A 15,242-nucleotide genomic window follows, 5' to 3' on the forward strand; every position below is an offset into this window, starting at 1 on the left:
AAGTCTGCCGGACCCACGGACAATGGTCCTGCGATAACCCGGCTCACGCCGGGGCCTCCGCCGACCTGCTCAGAAAACGCGATTTTTGAGCAGGTCGGGCGAGAGCTGCTCAAAACCCGACATGCGTGAGCAGTGGTGTGCCGAACCTTTGCGCTGAGGAAGTTCATGACGTGGCCCCGGCGTTGCGCTTGCCCCGCTTGGTCCCTACGGCGTCCGCCTGTTCCTGGCGGATGCGCTCCAGCAGGACACTGGCGGGCTCGTCGTCGGGGTCCTGGGGGACGAGTTTGCCTTCGAAGGCGCGTTTGAGGATGGATTGGCGGAGCAGTTCTGCTCTCCGAAAAGAAGCCTCGAGCTCTTCTTCCAGCTGCGACAACCTGGAAACCCCTGATTCAATTTGGTTCACGATCTGCTCTTGCTCATCCAGCGAGCAAAGCGGGAACTCTGTCTTTTCGACTATACCCAGGTTCAAATTTGGTTGGACACCGCCAGACGATGACTGCCTTATGCTCTCGTAGTTATAAACCAGAAACCATTTCAAGTAAGGTTTAACACTCGCGGCCAGCCCCTCGGTTACGACAGCTGCTAGAGCTTGGTTGGTAGTGGCTTCAATTGCCAACTCGGACGCCTTTCCACGCGTCTTACCCTCACCATACATTGCAACAAGCAATGTTCCTCTCGGGTACAACCGCAGGTTTGTCTCTTCGAGTGCGGTCTCGGTCACCCAGCCAGAAGGTTCTTGGACATAGAGGTCATTTACAGCTCCACTTGTCACCCATGGTATCTTCCCACCCTCGTAATAGCCTTGTCGCTTTTTCAGAGGTGTCACTCCGGTCCCGACAAAGGCGATGTCTATTATCCTGGCATTGGCCCAACCACCCGGCAGGCTTCCTGAGCGATTCGCTGCATCACCCACATCCAGCTTCGGTCTGTATGGTTTGCGAGGCTTTGTCCCTAACTTCCCGCCCGTTTCCCATTCTTTTACAGCGGCCTTCCACTCTTCCAACTTCTGCTGGTAGCGCGCTTCTCGCTCCTCCTGAATGCGCTCAAGGAGCTGGTCGGCAGTTTCAAGTTTATCGGCGTTGTCGCGGCGCCATTGTTCGGTGAGCCGACCTTCGAAGGCGGCCTTGAGCAGGGACTGGCGGTAGGTCTTGAGCTGGGCGCGGGCGGTTTTCAGGCTTTCCACGCCCTTGTCCAGTTCGGAGAAGAGCTCTTCGATCTTGGCGACGATGCGGCGTTGTTCGTTGAGCGGTGGAACAGCGATCGCGATTCGCCGCATGGCGCGCTGATTCAGCTTCAACCTGGTCGTACCGGTTACAACCGTGGAATAATCCACAGAGTTCAGATAGTAGCAAAAGAATTCTGGAAAGATTTTCGGCTTGAGGACATGGGCATGATTGTTCACCCATATTTTTCCCTCTACGAGGTATGCCTTCGACTTTCCGGGTTCCAGGAACGGAGCGCCATCTTCTCCCAGGAGAACGTACTTCCCATCCAGTTTGAAATCGTCGATGTAGCCGACTTGCCCCGTAGCCCCGTAATAGGGAAATAATTCCGATTCCTCTTTTCCAGACATCCGTTCCTGACGTTCCTTGTTGTTGACGGGTTCCCGATAGGCATCCAGCACCAAAGCCACATCTCCCAACGACGCGACTTCCCACGACTCGGGTGCCAAATACCTTTGGCCAAGCAAATCCGAGCCAGCTGTTCGCCCACTATTGGAAGCCACCATCACGCCGCCAACTCATCATTCATCTGATCCAACACCCGCTCCATATCCTCCCCGAACAGCTGCCACATGCGCCCGCGCCCGCCCTCGGCGTCAAACGGGGCGTAGTCCAGGTCCTCCACGGTGATGTGGAAGCTGGCGACGATATGGTCGCGGATCTTTTCGAGCCAGGCCATCTGTTCCTCGTTGAACTTGGGCTGGTTGCCGGAGTGGCGGCCGAAGACCCAGCGCTTGAAGTTGGCGCGCACGGTGTCGGCGTAGGGGGTGAGCTGGTCGTCCCAGCCGCTGACCCGGCGCACCAGGGCGATGATCTGGGCCAGCTCGCTCTCCGGTCGGCGCGCCTGCACCTCGTCCAGCCGGGCGTAGGCGTCCCAGACGCGGGCCGGAGCCAGTTGCGGCTTCTCGCGCTTGAGCGCTTCGAGCAGGTCGCGGATGGCCCGGGCGGTGATCTCGCGCCGCCGGTACGGCTGCTGATAGTAGATGGTCAGGGCGTCGATGTCGTCCCGGTGGTTCTCCAGCCATTCGCTGAATTCCTGGCGCAGCTGCTCGCGCTGGGTCTCGGCGTCGGTCTCCCAGCCGCTGACCTCCAGCTCGTCCGGGTTCACGTCGTCCACCACCTGTTCCTGGCGCTGGCGCACGTCCTCGAGGAAGGTGGTCAGCGGGCCGGTGATGGCGGCGGTGGCGGCCTTCGCCCGCTCCTCGCGGACCGCTTCGAGCTGCTCCGGGCTCGGCTCGGCGCTTTCGGGCAGTTGGTGGGTCTCGCGGGCGGCGCGGCGCAGGGCGTCGGGATCGTCGGTGGCCAGCAGTTCCGAGGCGATGGTGTTGAGGTCGGGGCCGCCGGTGAGCTGGCGTACCTCCCGCTGCTGCTCGTCGTTGAGCCGCTTGCTGAAGCGGGCCAGCCGGCCAGCCAGGCTGCTCAGGCTGTCCGGGTCGCGCACGCCCATGGTCACGGACTGCATCAGCTCCTTCATCGGCACGCTCGGCTGGCGCTCCAGGCTGCCGGTCTCCATCTTCTTCGATTCGCTGACACCCACGGCGTCGACCAGCACGAAGTGCGCCTTGGGGCCGCGGGCGGTGCGGTTGACCTGGCGCAGGCCGTCGGCGTCCAGGCTGCGGGTGCCGCGCCCGACCATCTGCATGTAGTAGTTGCGGCTCTTCACGTCGCGCATGAACAGCAGGCACTCGATGGGCTTCACGTCGGTGCCGGTGGCGATCATGTCGACAGTGACGGCGATGCGCGGGTTGTAGTCGTTGCGGAAGCTGTTGAGCAGGCCCTGGGGATCGCCGTCGATGCGGTAGGTGATCTTGCGGCAGAAGTCGTTGCCGGCGGCGAACTCCTCGCGGACGATGTTGATGATGTCGTCGGCGTGGCTGTCGGTCTTGGCGAAGATCAGTGTCTTCGGCACCTCGAACCCGCCCTCGCCTTCCGGCAGGTGGCGGTCGGGGAACATGCGCGGCAGGGCGTCGCGGAAGGCGCGGATGACGGTGTGGATCTGGCTCGGGTTGACCACGCTGCGATCCAGCTGGCTGCCGGCGTATTCCAGGTCCTCGTCGAGCTGCTGCCAGCGCTGCTCGCGGGTCAGGCGGTCACGGTGCTCGACGGTCTCCTCGGCCTCGATCTTCCCGCCCTCCCGGGTCAGGCGGGTGTCGATGCGCCAGACGAAGTGGTCGACGTTGACGCCGTCGACCACCGACTGCTCCAGCGGGTACTCACTGACCACATTCTGGTTGAAGAAGGCGTAGGTGCGGTTGTCCGGCGTCGCGGTCAGCCCGACCAGGAAGCTGTCGAAGTACTCGATCACCTGCCGCCAGAGGTTGTAGATGGAGCGGTGGCACTCGTCGATGACGATGACATCGAAGAACTCCGGCGGCACCTTCGGGTTGTAGACCACCGGCAGCGGCTCCTTGCCCAGGGCGCCGGCGCCGCCCGGCTCGTCCTCGGCCTGCTCGTCCAGCGGCTCGCCCTTGAGGATGGAGTAGAGCCGCTGGATGGTGCTGATACACACTTGGCCGTCGGTGGGCACGTGGGGCGAACGCAGGCGCTGGACGGTGTAGAGCTCGGTGAACTTGCGGTTGTCGTCCTGCGGCAGGTACTGGTGGAACTCGTTTTCCGCCTGCACGCCGAGGTTGCGGGTATCGACCAGGAAGAGGATGCGCTTGGCCCCGGCGTGCTTGAGCAGGCGGTAGATGCTGGTGATGGCGGTGAAGGTCTTGCCGGCGCCGGTGGCCATCTGGATCAGCGCCCGGGGGCGGTTCTCACGGAACGAGGCCTCCAGATTGTTGATGGCGTGGAACTGGCAGTCGCGCAGGCCGTCGGGGCCCAGCGTGGGCAGGTTCTGCAGGCGCGCGCGGAACGAGGCCGATTGCGACCGCCATTCGGCCAGGGTCTCCGGGCGATGGAACTCGAATACGTCCCGCGCGCGGGGTACCGGATCAGCGCGATCCGTAAAGCGTGTGAGCGTACCGGTGGCCTCGTAGATGAAGCGCAGCTCGGCCTTGCCCACGTGCTTCAGCTTTGCTCTGGCATAGCGGGCCGACTGCTCCTCCACCTTGCTGATGCGGTGGCCTTCCTCTTCCCGCTTGGCCTCGATCAGGCCCGCCGGTTCGCCGTCCACCATCAGGAGGTAGTCCATGGGTCCCGTATCCGTCGGGTACTCGCGCACCGCTACACCGCGTGCGGCCGACGGGTGCAGTTCCGCCAGGCTCTGCACCTCCCAGCCTGACGCCCGAAGCTGCTGATCAATTCGCCCGCGTGCGACTTGTTCCGGGGTTTGATTGTCGGGCATGGGTCATCCTGATGATTGCGTCTTCGGGGCACGGCTTTCTGGACGGCGCATCCGGACGCCGCGGGCTCAGAGTAACCATGGACCGATTGTGCCCAACGTGGCGCGTGTTGGCGATTGACTCGATGGCGTGTTCAGGATGTCTGGCGGGTGAAGTACTCGCCGGCCAGTTCCGCGCGGACGCATTCCGCGGTTACCGGGACAGCATCGGCAATTTCCGGTGACAGGCCGGCGCCGTCTTCGAGCCGGGCGGGCTCGATGCCGTGGACGATGAGGGTGTCCGGGAGTTCGCCGAGGGAGCGGGCGAGTTCCACGGCCTCGGCCAGGCCGATGCCGTGGGAGGAGTAACGGGCGCCGCGCGGCAGCGGCTCGCGGGCGTCCAGGCGGTGCAGGGTGCCGGGGGCGGCGCCGGTGACGATGGCATCGACGAGGATCACCGGGTCGTGGCCCTGCCACAGCTCCATGAGTTCGGCGGGCTCGCCGTGGCTTTTCGCGGTGGCGAGGCCCGGGGTGCCTTCGAGTGCATCGACTACCGCGTGGCCGATGCCGTCGTCGCCGCGCCAGGGGTTGCCGATGCCGATGACCAGCGCCTCTTTGTCGGTCATTGGCATGTCGGGAGCGGCAGCGGATGCCTCTTGCGGGTGTTCAGGTGCTACGGGGGTGTTTCTTGCCGCCTTGAGAGTTTCTTCGCGGTGTTCGTCGCTCAGGTCCGATCGCCGCCCGTCTGCCTCGGAAGCCGCAGGCAGCCGTTTTTCCCGTGGGGTCTGTCCGGATGGTCGTGCCACGGGGCGCTCCCAGTCGATACCTGGCGGTGACTAACGCGGCGCGCCCTCGCTTTTCCGGGCAGCAGCGGTCGTTTCCAGCCGCTCCGCCAGCCAGATCTTGATGATGGATTGACGGGTGACGCCCAATCGGCTGGCTTCTCGGTCCAGGGACTCGATCATCCAGTCCGGGAAGTCCACGTTTACCCGCCGTTGTTTGCGCAGCGGTCGTTGGGCCCCGGACAGGTCCAGGGCATCGGTCATCTCTTCTCCGCTGTCAAAGCGCTCGTCAAATGTCTTCGCTTTCATACAGCGCTACCTCTTCTTTGCGCGACCTGCGTACCGAAATGATACGGACGCAGGCCTCTCGGTGAGTGACAACGGCGGTCCAGTGCCTCCTTTCAATGCGACCGATCACCAGAAAGCGGGGTTCGTCCTCCGTGCGGCCGGGGATCTCCAGCAGATCGGGGTCACGCCAGAGGGCCTGGGCGGTCACGAAGTCGATGCCGTGTTTCTCCAGATTCGATCGACTCTTCCGTTCGTCGAACTCGAATGACTTCATGGTTTAGAAATTATACCAGAACGGTGGTTTTTGCTCTCGTAGAGTCAAGCGTTCCTTCGCGCAGGGCCTTACTGGCGGTCGACGGTGAGGTCGAGAAAGTGGGTGGCGCAGGAGATGCAGGGGTCGTAGTTGCGGATGGCCACCTCGCAGTGGTGGCGCAGTTCGTCGTCCGGCAGATGGAGATGGGTCTGCACCAGTTCGCGCAGGTCGGCCTCGATGGTGGGCTGGTTGACCGAGGTGGGCGGGACGATCCTGGCGTCGGTGATGATGCCCGCGTCGTCGATGCGGTAGCGGTGGTAGCAGATGCCGCGCGGGGCCTCGGTGGCGCCGAAGCCGGTGCCGGCGCGCGGGGTGACCGGCAGCGCGGGTTCGGCCGGTGCGGCCCGGTAGCCGTCGACCAGGCGCAGGGCCTCCTCGAAGGCGAGCACGATCTCGATCATGCGCACCTGGATGCTGCGGAACGGGTTGCGGCAGGCGGCGCCCAGCCCGGCGCGCTCGGCCAGTTCGGCGGCGCGCGGGGTGAGGCGTTCGCGGTTCAGGGCGAAGCGCGCCAGCGGACCCATGAAGACCGGTTCGCCGCTGTCGGAGCGGTGGCTGTGCAGGGCGTTGGAGTGGGCCACGTGCTCCTCGGTGAAGACGTCGTCGTAGTCGCGGATGGCGGCGTCCAGGCCGCTGCCGGAACCGAGCCGGCCGTGGGTGATCGGGTATTCGTCCGGGTGCACCAGCGACACGAACTCGTAGTCGCGCTCCAGGTTCGGGTAGTCGAGGGTGGCGAGGAATTCGGCGACCTCGCAGGACGCCTCCAGGCCCCAGGCCAGGTCCTCGCGCAGGCCGGCGACCTCGTCGGGCGTCGGCGTGCGGTAGAAGCCGCCGACCCGCAGATTGACCGGGTGGATCTCGCGCCCACCCAGCATGCGCAGGATGGAGTTGCCGATCTTCTTGATGCGCAGGCCGTTGCGCACCATGTCCGGGTGGTCCTTCGCGGCGGTGACCGCGTCGGGATAGCCGAGGAAGTCCGGCAGGTGGAGCATGAACACGTGCAGGGCGTGGCTCTCGATCCATTCGCCGCAGTAGGCCAGCCGGCGCAGGTCCTGCAGCACGCCGTCCACGGTCACGCCGCAGACGTCCTCCATCGCCAGCGAGGCGCCCATCTGATAGGCGATCGGGCAGATGCCGCAGATGCGCGCGGTGATGTCCGGCGCCTCGCGGAAGTCGCGCCCGCGCAGGAAGCCCTCGAAGAAGCGCGGGGCCTCGAAGATCGACAGCTTCACCTCCTCCACGCGGTCGCCCTCGGTGCGCACGTACATCGCGCCCTCGCCCTCCACGCGCGCGAGGTAGTCGACTTCGATGGTGCGGGTCTCGCTCATGGTCCGTTTCCTGATTCTTCGCGCTCGCTCTCCTCGCGGAAGGCGTCGGCGCCGGCATTGAAGGTGCGGTAGAAGCGCACGCGGGTGGCGCGCTCCATGCCGAGGGCCTCCAGCTGCCCGGACAGGCCGGGCGCATTGGGCGTCTCCTTGGGGCCGAAGCAGCCGTAGCAGCCACGGTGGCAGCCGGGGCACAGCGCGCCGCAGCCGGCGTGGGTGACCGGGCCCAGGCAGGGCGTGCCGTGGGCGACCATCACGCAGACCTGTCCCGCCCGTTTGCACTCCTCGCAGACGCTGGCGCTGGAGACCTGCGGACGCCGACCGTAGAGGAAGGCGCTGATGACCTCGATCAGCTGGTACTTGTCGATCGGGCAGCCGCGCAGCTCGAAGTCCACCGGCACGTGCTGGCTGATCGCATCCGAGGTGGCCAGGGTCTCGATGTATTCCGGGTGGGCGTAGACCTGACGGGTGAACGCCTCGACATCGGCGAAGTTGCGCAGGGCCTGGATGCCGCCGGCGGTGGCGCAGGCGCCGATGGTGACCAGGAACTTCGACGCGCGGCGGATCTCGCGGATCTCCTCCGCCGCCTGTGGCGTGGTGATCGAGCCCTCCACCAGCGTCAGGTCCCACGGCCCGTCGATGCGGGTGCGCGTGGCCTCGGGGAAATGGGCGATCCGGATCCGGTCGGTGACCGCAAGCAGCTCGTCCTCGCAGTCCAGCAGCGAGAGCTGGCAGCCGTCGCAGGAGGCGAACTTGAATACGGCAAGGGTCGGACGTTCGGCACTCATAGTTCGCGTATCCGGAAGGCCGGCTCCATCACCGGGTAGGGGAAGACCGGGCCGTCGCGGCAGACGAACTGCGAACCGATCTGGCAGTGCCCGCAAAAGCCCACCGCGCAGCGCATGTTGCGCTCCATGGAGACAAAGATGTCTTCCGGCTTGACGCCGCGTCGCTCCAGCGAGGACGCCGCGAAGCGCATCATCACCTCCGGGCCGCAGACCATCGCCAGCGTGTTGCGCCGGTCGAAGCCGCCGCGGTCGATCAGCTGGGTGACCACGCCGACATCGCCGCGCCACGCGGCCGTGCCGCGATCCACGGTGATGCGCAGGTCGAGATCGTCGCGCGCGCCCCAGGCGTCCAGCTCGTCACGAAAGATCATGTCGCCGGGCGAGCGTGCGCCGTAGCAGATCACCACATGGCCGAAGTCGTCGCGCCGTTCCAGCGCCGCATGGATCACCGGCCGCAGCGGGGCCAGACCGATGCCGCCGGCGACCAGCACCAGGTCGCGCCCGCGCGCCTGTTCCAGTGGCCAGGCCGTGCCGAACGGCCCGCGCAGGCCGACCACCGCGCCGGGTCCCAGCTCCTGCATCGTGCGGGTCACGCTGCCCACCGCGCGGGTGGTGTGCACGATGCCGCCATCGTCGGTGATCGCAGACACCGAGATCGGCACCTCGCCCACGCCGAACAGGTAGAGCATGTTGAACTGCCCGGGCGCTGGCGGCTGCCCCGGTTCGACCCCCGGCTCCGGGTACAGTGTCCAGCTGAACACCTCGTTGCTGGCGACGTCCGGGCGCACGGAATGGATGCGCCAGGGCTGCGGCGCCATCGCCTGTTCCGGCAGGGCGCTGTCGGCGCGGGGCTGCAGGGTCTCAGGTTCCATCCCCGGGGCCTCCGTGGCTGTAGATGTCCAGCGCCTGCAACCGCGCGGCCTGCAGCCGCTGCACGATCAGTGCGGAAAAATGTTTCATAAGCTTGTAGCCGAAGGCCGGGTCGGCCTCCATATGTTCGCGCAGCACGCCGGCATCGAAGTGCAGGGTTTGCAGATCGGTGATCGCCCGGGCGTCGTAACTGGCGCGATACGGCGGTAGCAGCCACGACCAGCCGAGGATGTCGCCGGGCCCCAGGGTCTGGAAGGTCACGCAGCCTTCGCGCAGCGGGCTCTCCAGCGCGACCTGGCCCTCTCGGATCAGCCAGAAGGTCTCCGTCGGCTCGTGGTCGCGCATCAGCCGCGTGTCCGCCGGGTAGCTGAGCTTCGCGGCGCAGGCCGCCAGCAGGCGCCGGTGTTCCGGCTCCATGTCGGCAAAGAACGGCTGGTCTTCGAGGATCGCCAGCAGCTCGTTCATGCCCGGCCCTCCGGGTCGCGGCGCACCGCCGTCACCTCCTCGGTGATGTCGATCCCCACCGGGCACCAGGTGATGCAGCGCCCGCAGCCGACACAGCCGGAGGTGTCGAACTGATCGTGCCAGGTCGCGAGCTTGTGGGTGATCCACTGGCGGTAGCGTGCGGCTACCGAGTCGCGGTGGGCGCCGCCGACCAGATGCGAGTGTTCCTGGTTGAAGCAGGAGTCCCAGCGCCGCACGCGTTCGGTGCGCTGGCCTTCCAGGTCCGGTACCTCCTCGATCTGCGAGCAGAAGCAGGTGGGGCAGACCAGCGTGCAGTTGGAGCAGGACAGACAGCGCTCGGCGGTCTCCTCCCAGCGCGGGTGCTCGAAGGCCCGGTTCAGTACCTCGCGGGCGTCGCCGGGCATCTCCCGGCCCATCTTTTCCGGGGCCTCGGCCCACACCCGTTCGGCGGCGGCCTGCTCGGCGTCCGTGCCCGGGCGCGGCTCCAGCCGGTCGAGCATCGCGCGCCCGGCCTCGCTCCCGGCCTCGGCGACCAGGAAGTGCTGCGTGGCGTCGATCACCTCGGTCAGGGCCAGGTCGAAGCCCTCGCGGGCGCGCGGTCCGGTATCCATAGAGGCACAGAAGCAGGTACCGCCGGGCTCGGCACAGTGGGCCGCGACCATGAACACGCCCCGGCGCCGCGACGCATAGCCGCGATCCTGCACCGCCTGTCCGAGGAACACCCGGTCCTGCACGCCGATCGCCGCCAGCTCGCAGGCACGCATGCCGATGAACGCACGCGGCGGCGCGTCGGATTCGCCCGGCTCGGTGGTGAAGCTGCCGTCCGCCTGGCGGGTCAGCCGGAACAGGGTCTCCTGCGGGGGGAACAGGTACTTCTTCCAGGAGTGCGGCCCGACCACGTAACCGAACAGGGCACCGTCCCCGCGCTCGCGCAGCCGGTAGTGGCCGGGGGCGTGTTCGTCGGTCCAGCCCGCCGGCAGATCGTCGAGTCCTTCCACGCGGTCGTAGACGATCGCCCCGTCGCGCCGTGTCGGACCCACCACCTCGTAGCCATCAGAGGCCAGCAGGCGGATCAGCGTATCTACGGCTTGGGGTGCGATCACTTCCACGGGCCACTCCCGTTCCCGATGGGACGCTTTCCATATTGCGCCAGAAGCCCCACCGGGCCAACCCCCGGTCGCCCCGACGCGCATCCGTGTCCCCGGTCGTGCGAAGCTGTAGGCCACCACCCAGGGCCCGACCCGGGCCAGCCACCGGAGGAAATGGATGAAGGTCGCCGTATTCAGTGCCCAGCAACACGATCAGGAGCATCTGGTGCCGATGCTGCGCGAGGCCGGCATGGAGCCGGTACTGGACGAGCGCCGCCTGACACCGGAGACGGTGGGCGACGCGGCCGGTGCGGATGCGGTCTGCGCCTTCACCAACGACGACCTGTGTGCGGCCACCCTGGACGGGCTGCAACGTCACGGCATCCATGTGGTGACCCTGCGCTGCTCGGGCCACAACAACCTGGATGACGAACATGCACGCCGCATCGGCATGCGCGTGGCCCGGGTCCCGGCGTACTCGCCGAATGCCATCGCCGAGCACGCGGTGGCGCTGCTGATGACCCTGAACCGCCACACCCACTTCGCCTGGAAGCGCACCCGGCGCGGCGATTTCCGGCTGAACAACCTGGTCGGCTTCGACGTCGCACAGCGCAGCGTCGGCGTGGTCGGCATCGGCAAGATCGGCGCGGCCTTCGCCCGCATCATGCTCGGCTTCGGGGCTCGCGTTCGCGCGATGGACCCGTACCCGGATCCGGAACTGCAGGCCGCCGGCGTCACCTACACTGAGCTGGATGAACTGCTGGCGGCCTCCGACGTGGTCTGCCTGATGTGCCCGCTGACGCGCGACAACCACCACATGATCAACGCCGACACGCTGGCACGCATGCCGCGCGGGGCCATTCTCATCAACACCGCGCGCGGGGCGCTGGTGGACACCGATGCGGTGGAGGCCGCGCTGGATTCGGGCCAGCTCGGGGCAGCGGGTCTGGATGTCTACGAAGATGAAGGCCCGGTGTTCTTCCGCGACTGGACCGGTACCCCGGACGGTGTCCCCGATGCCCGGCTGGTCCGCCTGACCCGCCGCGACAACGTCCTGGTCACCGGCCACCAGGCGTTTCTCACCCACGAAGGACTGACCGGCATCGCCGAGACCACCGTGCACAACCTGCAGGTGCTGGCGCGCGACCCGGAAGGCCACGAGGAACTGCCCGGCCGGCTGGTGTGATGACGGGCCTGGCGCTCGATCGAGGCGCTTGATTTTCCCTGCCCGGCACCATATATGTCCTGAACAGAGGCCATTCGGGCAGGGAGGACAGAAGATGAGCGAGGTCGACGGTGCAAGGGTCATCGAGAACACCTGGATCACCCTGAGCGACGGCTGCCATCTGGCCGCCCGCATCTGGCTGCCGGAGGACGCCGAGCACAACCCGGTGCCGGCGATCCTCGAGTACATCCCCTACCGCAAGAACGACCACAAGGCCCTGCGCGATGCGGAGGTGCACGGGTTCTTCGCCGCGCACGGCTACGCCGGGGTGCGCGTGGACCTGCGCGGCAGCGGCGACTCGGAGGGCGTGCTGCGCGACGAATACCTGCAGCAGGAACTCGACGATGGCCTCGAGGTGATCCGCTGGATCGCGCAGCAGCCGTGGTGTTCCGGCAGGGTCGGCCTGTTCGGCCTGTCCTGGGGCGGCTTCAACGGGCTGCAGCTGGCGGCCCTGCAGCCGCCGGAACTGGGGGCGGTGATCTCGGTTTGCTCGTCGGATGACCGCTATGCCGACGACGTGCACTACATGGGCGGCTGCCTGCTGACAGACAACCTCTCGTGGGCCTCGACCATGTTCGGTTTCAATTCCTGCCCGCCGGATCCGCAAGTGGTCGGCGAGGATCGCTGGCGCGACATGTGGCGCGAGCGGCTGGAGGGGTCCGGCCTGTGGATCCGCAACTGGCTGGAGCACCAGCGCCGCGACGACTACTGGAAGCACGCTTCGGTCTGCGAGGACTACAGCGCCATCCAGGTCCCGGTGATGGCGGTTAGCGGCTGGGCCGACGGCTACTCCAATACGGTGTTCCGCCTGCTCGAGCACCTGCAGGCACCGCGCGCCGGGCTGGTGGGGCCCTGGGGCCACAAGTATCCGCACATGGGCGGGCCGGGGCCGACCATCGACTTCCTCGGCGAATGCGTGCGCTGGTGGGACCACTGGCTCAAGGGCATCGACCGCGGCGTGGACGCCGATCCGATGGCACGGCTGTGGCTGCACGACGCGCGCAGCCCGCTGGTCCCGGAGATCACCGGTGAGTGGATCGCCGAGCAGCGCTGGCCCAGCCCCAACATCCACTACCACGAATTCGGTCTGGCCCGGGGGCGCCTGGTCGCCGGCGGCGAACGCACCGACGAAGCGGAAACCCTGACCATCCGCAGCCCGCTGAGCGTGGGGCTGTTCGCCGGCAAGTGGTGTTCCTACGCCGAGACCACCGACCTGCCTTCGGACCAGCGCCTGGAAGACGGCGGCGCACTGGTGTTCGAGACCGATCCGCTGGACGAAGACTTCGACCTGTTGGGCGATACCGAACTGGAACTGGAGATCGAGGCTGATCGTCCGGTGGCCCAGGTCGCCGCGCGCCTGTCCGATGTGGACCCGGAGGACCGGGCCACGCGCGTCACCTTCGGCATCCGCAATCTGACGCATCGCGACGGGCACGAGGACCCGCAGCCGCTGGAGCCCGGGCGGCGCTACCATGTCCGGTTCCGGCTGAACGAGGTGGCCCAGCGGTTTCGCCGCGGTCATCGGATTCGCCTGTCAATCTCCAGTTCCTACTGGCCGCTGGCGTGGCCGGCACCGGAACCCGCACGTCTGACGCTGCATCTGGAAGGTTGCTGCCTGCATCTGCCGGAACGCCGGGTCGACGCCGACACCCCCGTCCCGCGGGATCTCGGCGAGCCGCGGCATGCCCCCACCCCGGGGCATACTCTGCTGGCTCCGGCCCACCGGGAATGGAAGACCGAGCACAACCTGGCGACCAACGAGGTCGCCCTGAACGTGATCAACAACGACCCCGTGCTGCAACTGCATGACAATGACCTGGCCTTTGGCCGGGAGGTGCACGAACGCTACAGCTACCGCAGCGAGTCCTACGACACCGTGCGCGGCGAGGTGGTGCAGACCCGGCATTTCCGGCGTGATGACTGGTCGGTGCGCACGGTGACCCGCACCGTGCTCACCTCTACCCCCGACACCTTCCGGATCCGCGCCACCCTGGACGCCTACGAGGGTGACGTGCGCGTCTACGCGCAGAGCTGGGACGAGAGCATCCCGCGCGACCTGGTGTAACCCGACAAATACCGGGAAACCGGGGGGGAGAGCATGAGCGAAAAGAAGCACGTCTTTGTCGTTGGCATGGACGCCTTCAACCAGGCCAAGCTGGAGCGCCTGCCCCAGGCGGCCGAGTGCGAGTTCCACTCGGCCCTGGATTTCAGCGACATCCGCAACGTCGAGTCCTTCGACATGGAGGCGCTGATTGAACGTGCGGCCGGCAACATCGAGGCGGCCGGGGTGCCGGTGGATGCCATCGTCAGCTTCTACGATTTCCCCGGCACCGTGATGGTCCCGTTGCTGGCCGAGCGCTTCGGCGTGCCCGGCCCCTCGCTGGAGGCCGTGCTCAAGTGCGAGCACAAGTACTGGAGCCGGCTCGAGCAGCGCAAGGTGATCCCCGACCATATCCCGCGCTTTCGGGCCTTCGACCCGCATGACGAGAATGCGTGGTCGAAACTCGACATGCTGCCGCCGTTCTGGATCAAGCCGATCAAGTCGTTCCGTTCGTTTCTCGCCTTCCAGATCAACGACGAGCGACAGTTCCGGTCGGTCATGCAGATCTGCCGCGAGAAGGGCGGTTTCATCGGCGGGCCCTTCGCCTGGCTCATGCAGCGCTCCGGCGCCCCGCCGGAAATCGCCGAGATGCCCGAGAGTTTCGTGGCTGAATCGCCGATCGGCGGCTGGCAGTGCACCCTCGAGGGGTACAGCTACAACGGGCAGGTGAATGTCTACGGCGTGGTCGACTCGGTGACCGAACAGGACGGCTCGTCGTTCTCGCGCTACGAATACCCGTCCTCGCTGCCGCTGGAGATCCAGCACCGCATGATGGATCTCGCGCGGCTGGCGGTGCAGCAAACCGGCCTGGACAACTCGCCGTTCAACGCCGAGTTCTACTACGACCAGACCGGCGACCAGGTGTGGCTGCTGGAGATCAACCCGCGGATCTCCCAGGCTCATTCGGACATCTTCGAGAAGGTGCACGGCATCTCGCACCATTCCGTGATGGTGGACCTGGCGCTGGGACGCAAGCCGCGGCCGATGGAGCGTAACGGCGAGTTCAACGTGGCCGCCCATTTCATGTTCCGCACCCATGAAGCCGGCCGCGTGCGGCGTATCCCCAGCCCCGAGGCCATCACCCGGCTGAAGACCCGCCAGCCCGGCACCGAGGTCAAGATCCCGGTGAAGCCGGGTCAGCACCTCAAGGACCTGCAGGGCCAGGACATGTACAGCTTCGAGATCGCCAACGTGTTCATCGGCGGCCGCGACCGGGCGGATCTGCTGGACAAGTACGACGAGGCCCTGTCGGTTCTGCAGTTCGACATCGAGAAGGACAGCGAGGCGGTCATCACCTGATCGTCGGGCCGGATCGGCGAGGGGCTCGCCTCCTGCCGGTTGATGCCTCCCCGGGCCGGATCGGCGAGAGGGCTCGCCTCCTACCGGTTGATGCCTCCCCGGGCCGGATCGGCGAGAGGGCTCGCCTCCTACCGGTTGATGCCTCCCCGGGCCGGATCGGCGAGGGGGCTCGTCTCCTGCCGCGGTTGATGCCTGACCCGTAGGAGGCCG

The 15,242-nt window shown here is 66.6% G+C and carries 13 protein-coding genes; 3 read left to right on the forward strand and 10 right to left on the reverse strand.

Annotation, left to right across the window (positions count from 1 at the left end; translation table 11 throughout):
* Positions 1 to 163: 163 nt before the first annotated feature.
* From F788_RS14025 to F788_RS0100965, 10 genes are all read right to left on the reverse strand, one after another.
* The gene (locus F788_RS14025; protein ID WP_232196737.1) at positions 164 to 1,624 is read right to left on the reverse strand and encodes a restriction endonuclease subunit S; all 1,461 of its coding nucleotides are present in this window, start codon (positions 1,622 to 1,624) and stop codon (positions 164 to 166) included.
* A 104-nt stretch (positions 1,625 to 1,728) separates the two neighbouring features.
* Positions 1,729 to 4,512: a DEAD/DEAH box helicase family protein gene (locus tag F788_RS0100925; RefSeq protein WP_026332668.1), complete on the reverse strand. Its 2,784-nt coding sequence runs from the start codon at positions 4,510 to 4,512 to the stop codon at positions 1,729 to 1,731.
* Between the two features lie 131 nt (positions 4,513 to 4,643).
* Positions 4,644 to 5,114, reverse strand: a complete 471-nt coding sequence (locus F788_RS0100930) for a hydrogenase maturation protease (protein WP_019588973.1) — start codon at positions 5,112 to 5,114, stop codon at positions 4,644 to 4,646.
* Between the two features lie 210 nt (positions 5,115 to 5,324).
* Positions 5,325 to 5,534: a type II toxin-antitoxin system BrnA family antitoxin gene (gene brnA / locus F788_RS0100935; RefSeq protein WP_019022609.1), complete on the reverse strand. Its 210-nt coding sequence runs from the start codon at positions 5,532 to 5,534 to the stop codon at positions 5,325 to 5,327.
* Positions 5,535 to 5,559: 25 nt separating this feature from the next.
* Entirely contained in the window at positions 5,560 to 5,832 is a 273-nt protein-coding gene (locus tag F788_RS0100940; protein ID WP_018878197.1) for a BrnT family toxin, read from the reverse strand.
* A 68-nt stretch (positions 5,833 to 5,900) separates the two neighbouring features.
* On the reverse strand, positions 5,901 to 7,199 hold the full coding sequence (locus tag F788_RS0100945; RefSeq protein ID WP_019588974.1) for a Ni/Fe hydrogenase subunit alpha: 1,299 nt from the start codon (positions 7,197 to 7,199) through the stop codon (positions 5,901 to 5,903).
* Positions 7,196 to 7,984, reverse strand: coding sequence for an oxidoreductase (locus F788_RS0100950; protein ID WP_019588975.1), 789 nt, complete (start codon positions 7,982 to 7,984; stop codon positions 7,196 to 7,198). The genes F788_RS0100945 and F788_RS0100950 overlap by 4 nt, the downstream gene beginning before the upstream one ends.
* Positions 7,981 to 8,856 carry an FAD/NAD(P)-binding protein gene (locus tag F788_RS0100955; protein ID WP_019588976.1) on the reverse strand — a complete coding sequence of 292 codons (876 nt, stop codon included), beginning with the start codon at positions 8,854 to 8,856 and terminating at the stop codon, positions 7,981 to 7,983. Before F788_RS0100955 ends, F788_RS0100950 begins: the two co-directional genes overlap by 4 nt.
* Positions 8,846 to 9,319: a cyclic nucleotide-binding domain-containing protein gene (locus tag F788_RS0100960; RefSeq protein ID WP_019588977.1), complete on the reverse strand. Its 474-nt coding sequence runs from the start codon at positions 9,317 to 9,319 to the stop codon at positions 8,846 to 8,848. Before F788_RS0100960 ends, F788_RS0100955 begins: the two co-directional genes overlap by 11 nt.
* A complete protein-coding gene (locus F788_RS0100965) occupies positions 9,316 to 10,428 on the reverse strand; it encodes a sulfite reductase subunit A (RefSeq protein ID WP_019588978.1) in 1,113 nt (370 codons plus the stop codon). Before F788_RS0100965 ends, F788_RS0100960 begins: the two co-directional genes overlap by 4 nt.
* 157 nt (positions 10,429 to 10,585) lie before the next feature.
* Between F788_RS0100965 and F788_RS0100970 the strand changes: the two genes are divergently transcribed.
* The 3 genes from F788_RS0100970 to F788_RS0100980 all read left to right on the forward strand — a co-directional run bounded on the left by F788_RS0100970 (position 10,586) and on the right by F788_RS0100980 (position 15,032).
* Entirely contained in the window at positions 10,586 to 11,593 is a 1,008-nt protein-coding gene (locus F788_RS0100970; protein ID WP_019588979.1) for a 2-hydroxyacid dehydrogenase, read from the forward strand.
* A gap of 94 nt (positions 11,594 to 11,687) precedes the next feature.
* Positions 11,688 to 13,697 (forward strand): CocE/NonD family hydrolase, encoded by a 2,010-nt coding sequence (locus F788_RS0100975; protein WP_019588980.1) that lies wholly within the window; start codon positions 11,688 to 11,690, stop codon positions 13,695 to 13,697.
* 33 nt (positions 13,698 to 13,730) lie between these two features.
* On the forward strand, positions 13,731 to 15,032 hold the full coding sequence (locus F788_RS0100980; protein ID WP_019588981.1) for an acetyl-CoA carboxylase biotin carboxylase subunit family protein: 1,302 nt from the start codon (positions 13,731 to 13,733) through the stop codon (positions 15,030 to 15,032).
* The last annotated feature ends 210 nt before the right edge of the window (positions 15,033 to 15,242 follow it).

This window comes from Thioalkalivibrio sp. ALE10 (genome assembly GCF_000381385.1).
In the GTDB taxonomy this organism is placed as follows: domain Bacteria; phylum Pseudomonadota; class Gammaproteobacteria; order Ectothiorhodospirales; family Ectothiorhodospiraceae; genus Thioalkalivibrio.

Coding starts and splice junctions, on each gene's coding strand:
- F788_RS0100925 (WP_026332668.1), bottom strand. CDS start 4,512: ATGCCCGACAATCAAACCCCGGAACAAGTCGCACGCGGGCGAATTGAT.
- F788_RS0100930 (WP_019588973.1), bottom strand. CDS start 5,114: ATGACCGACAAAGAGGCGCTGGTCATCGGCATCGGCAACCCCTGGCGC.
- brnA (WP_019022609.1), bottom strand. CDS start 5,534: ATGACCGATGCCCTGGACCTGTCCGGGGCCCAACGACCGCTGCGCAAA.
- F788_RS0100940 (WP_018878197.1), bottom strand. CDS start 5,832: ATGAAGTCATTCGAGTTCGACGAACGGAAGAGTCGATCGAATCTGGAG.
- F788_RS0100945 (WP_019588974.1), bottom strand. CDS start 7,199: ATGAGCGAGACCCGCACCATCGAAGTCGACTACCTCGCGCGCGTGGAG.
- F788_RS0100950 (WP_019588975.1), bottom strand. CDS start 7,984: ATGAGTGCCGAACGTCCGACCCTTGCCGTATTCAAGTTCGCCTCCTGC.
- F788_RS0100955 (WP_019588976.1), bottom strand. CDS start 8,856: ATGGAACCTGAGACCCTGCAGCCCCGCGCCGACAGCGCCCTGCCGGAA.
- F788_RS0100960 (WP_019588977.1), bottom strand. CDS start 9,319: ATGAACGAGCTGCTGGCGATCCTCGAAGACCAGCCGTTCTTTGCCGAC.
- F788_RS0100970 (WP_019588979.1), top strand. CDS start 10,586: ATGAAGGTCGCCGTATTCAGTGCCCAGCAACACGATCAGGAGCATCTG.
- F788_RS0100975 (WP_019588980.1), top strand. CDS start 11,688: ATGAGCGAGGTCGACGGTGCAAGGGTCATCGAGAACACCTGGATCACC.
- F788_RS0100980 (WP_019588981.1), top strand. CDS start 13,731: ATGAGCGAAAAGAAGCACGTCTTTGTCGTTGGCATGGACGCCTTCAAC.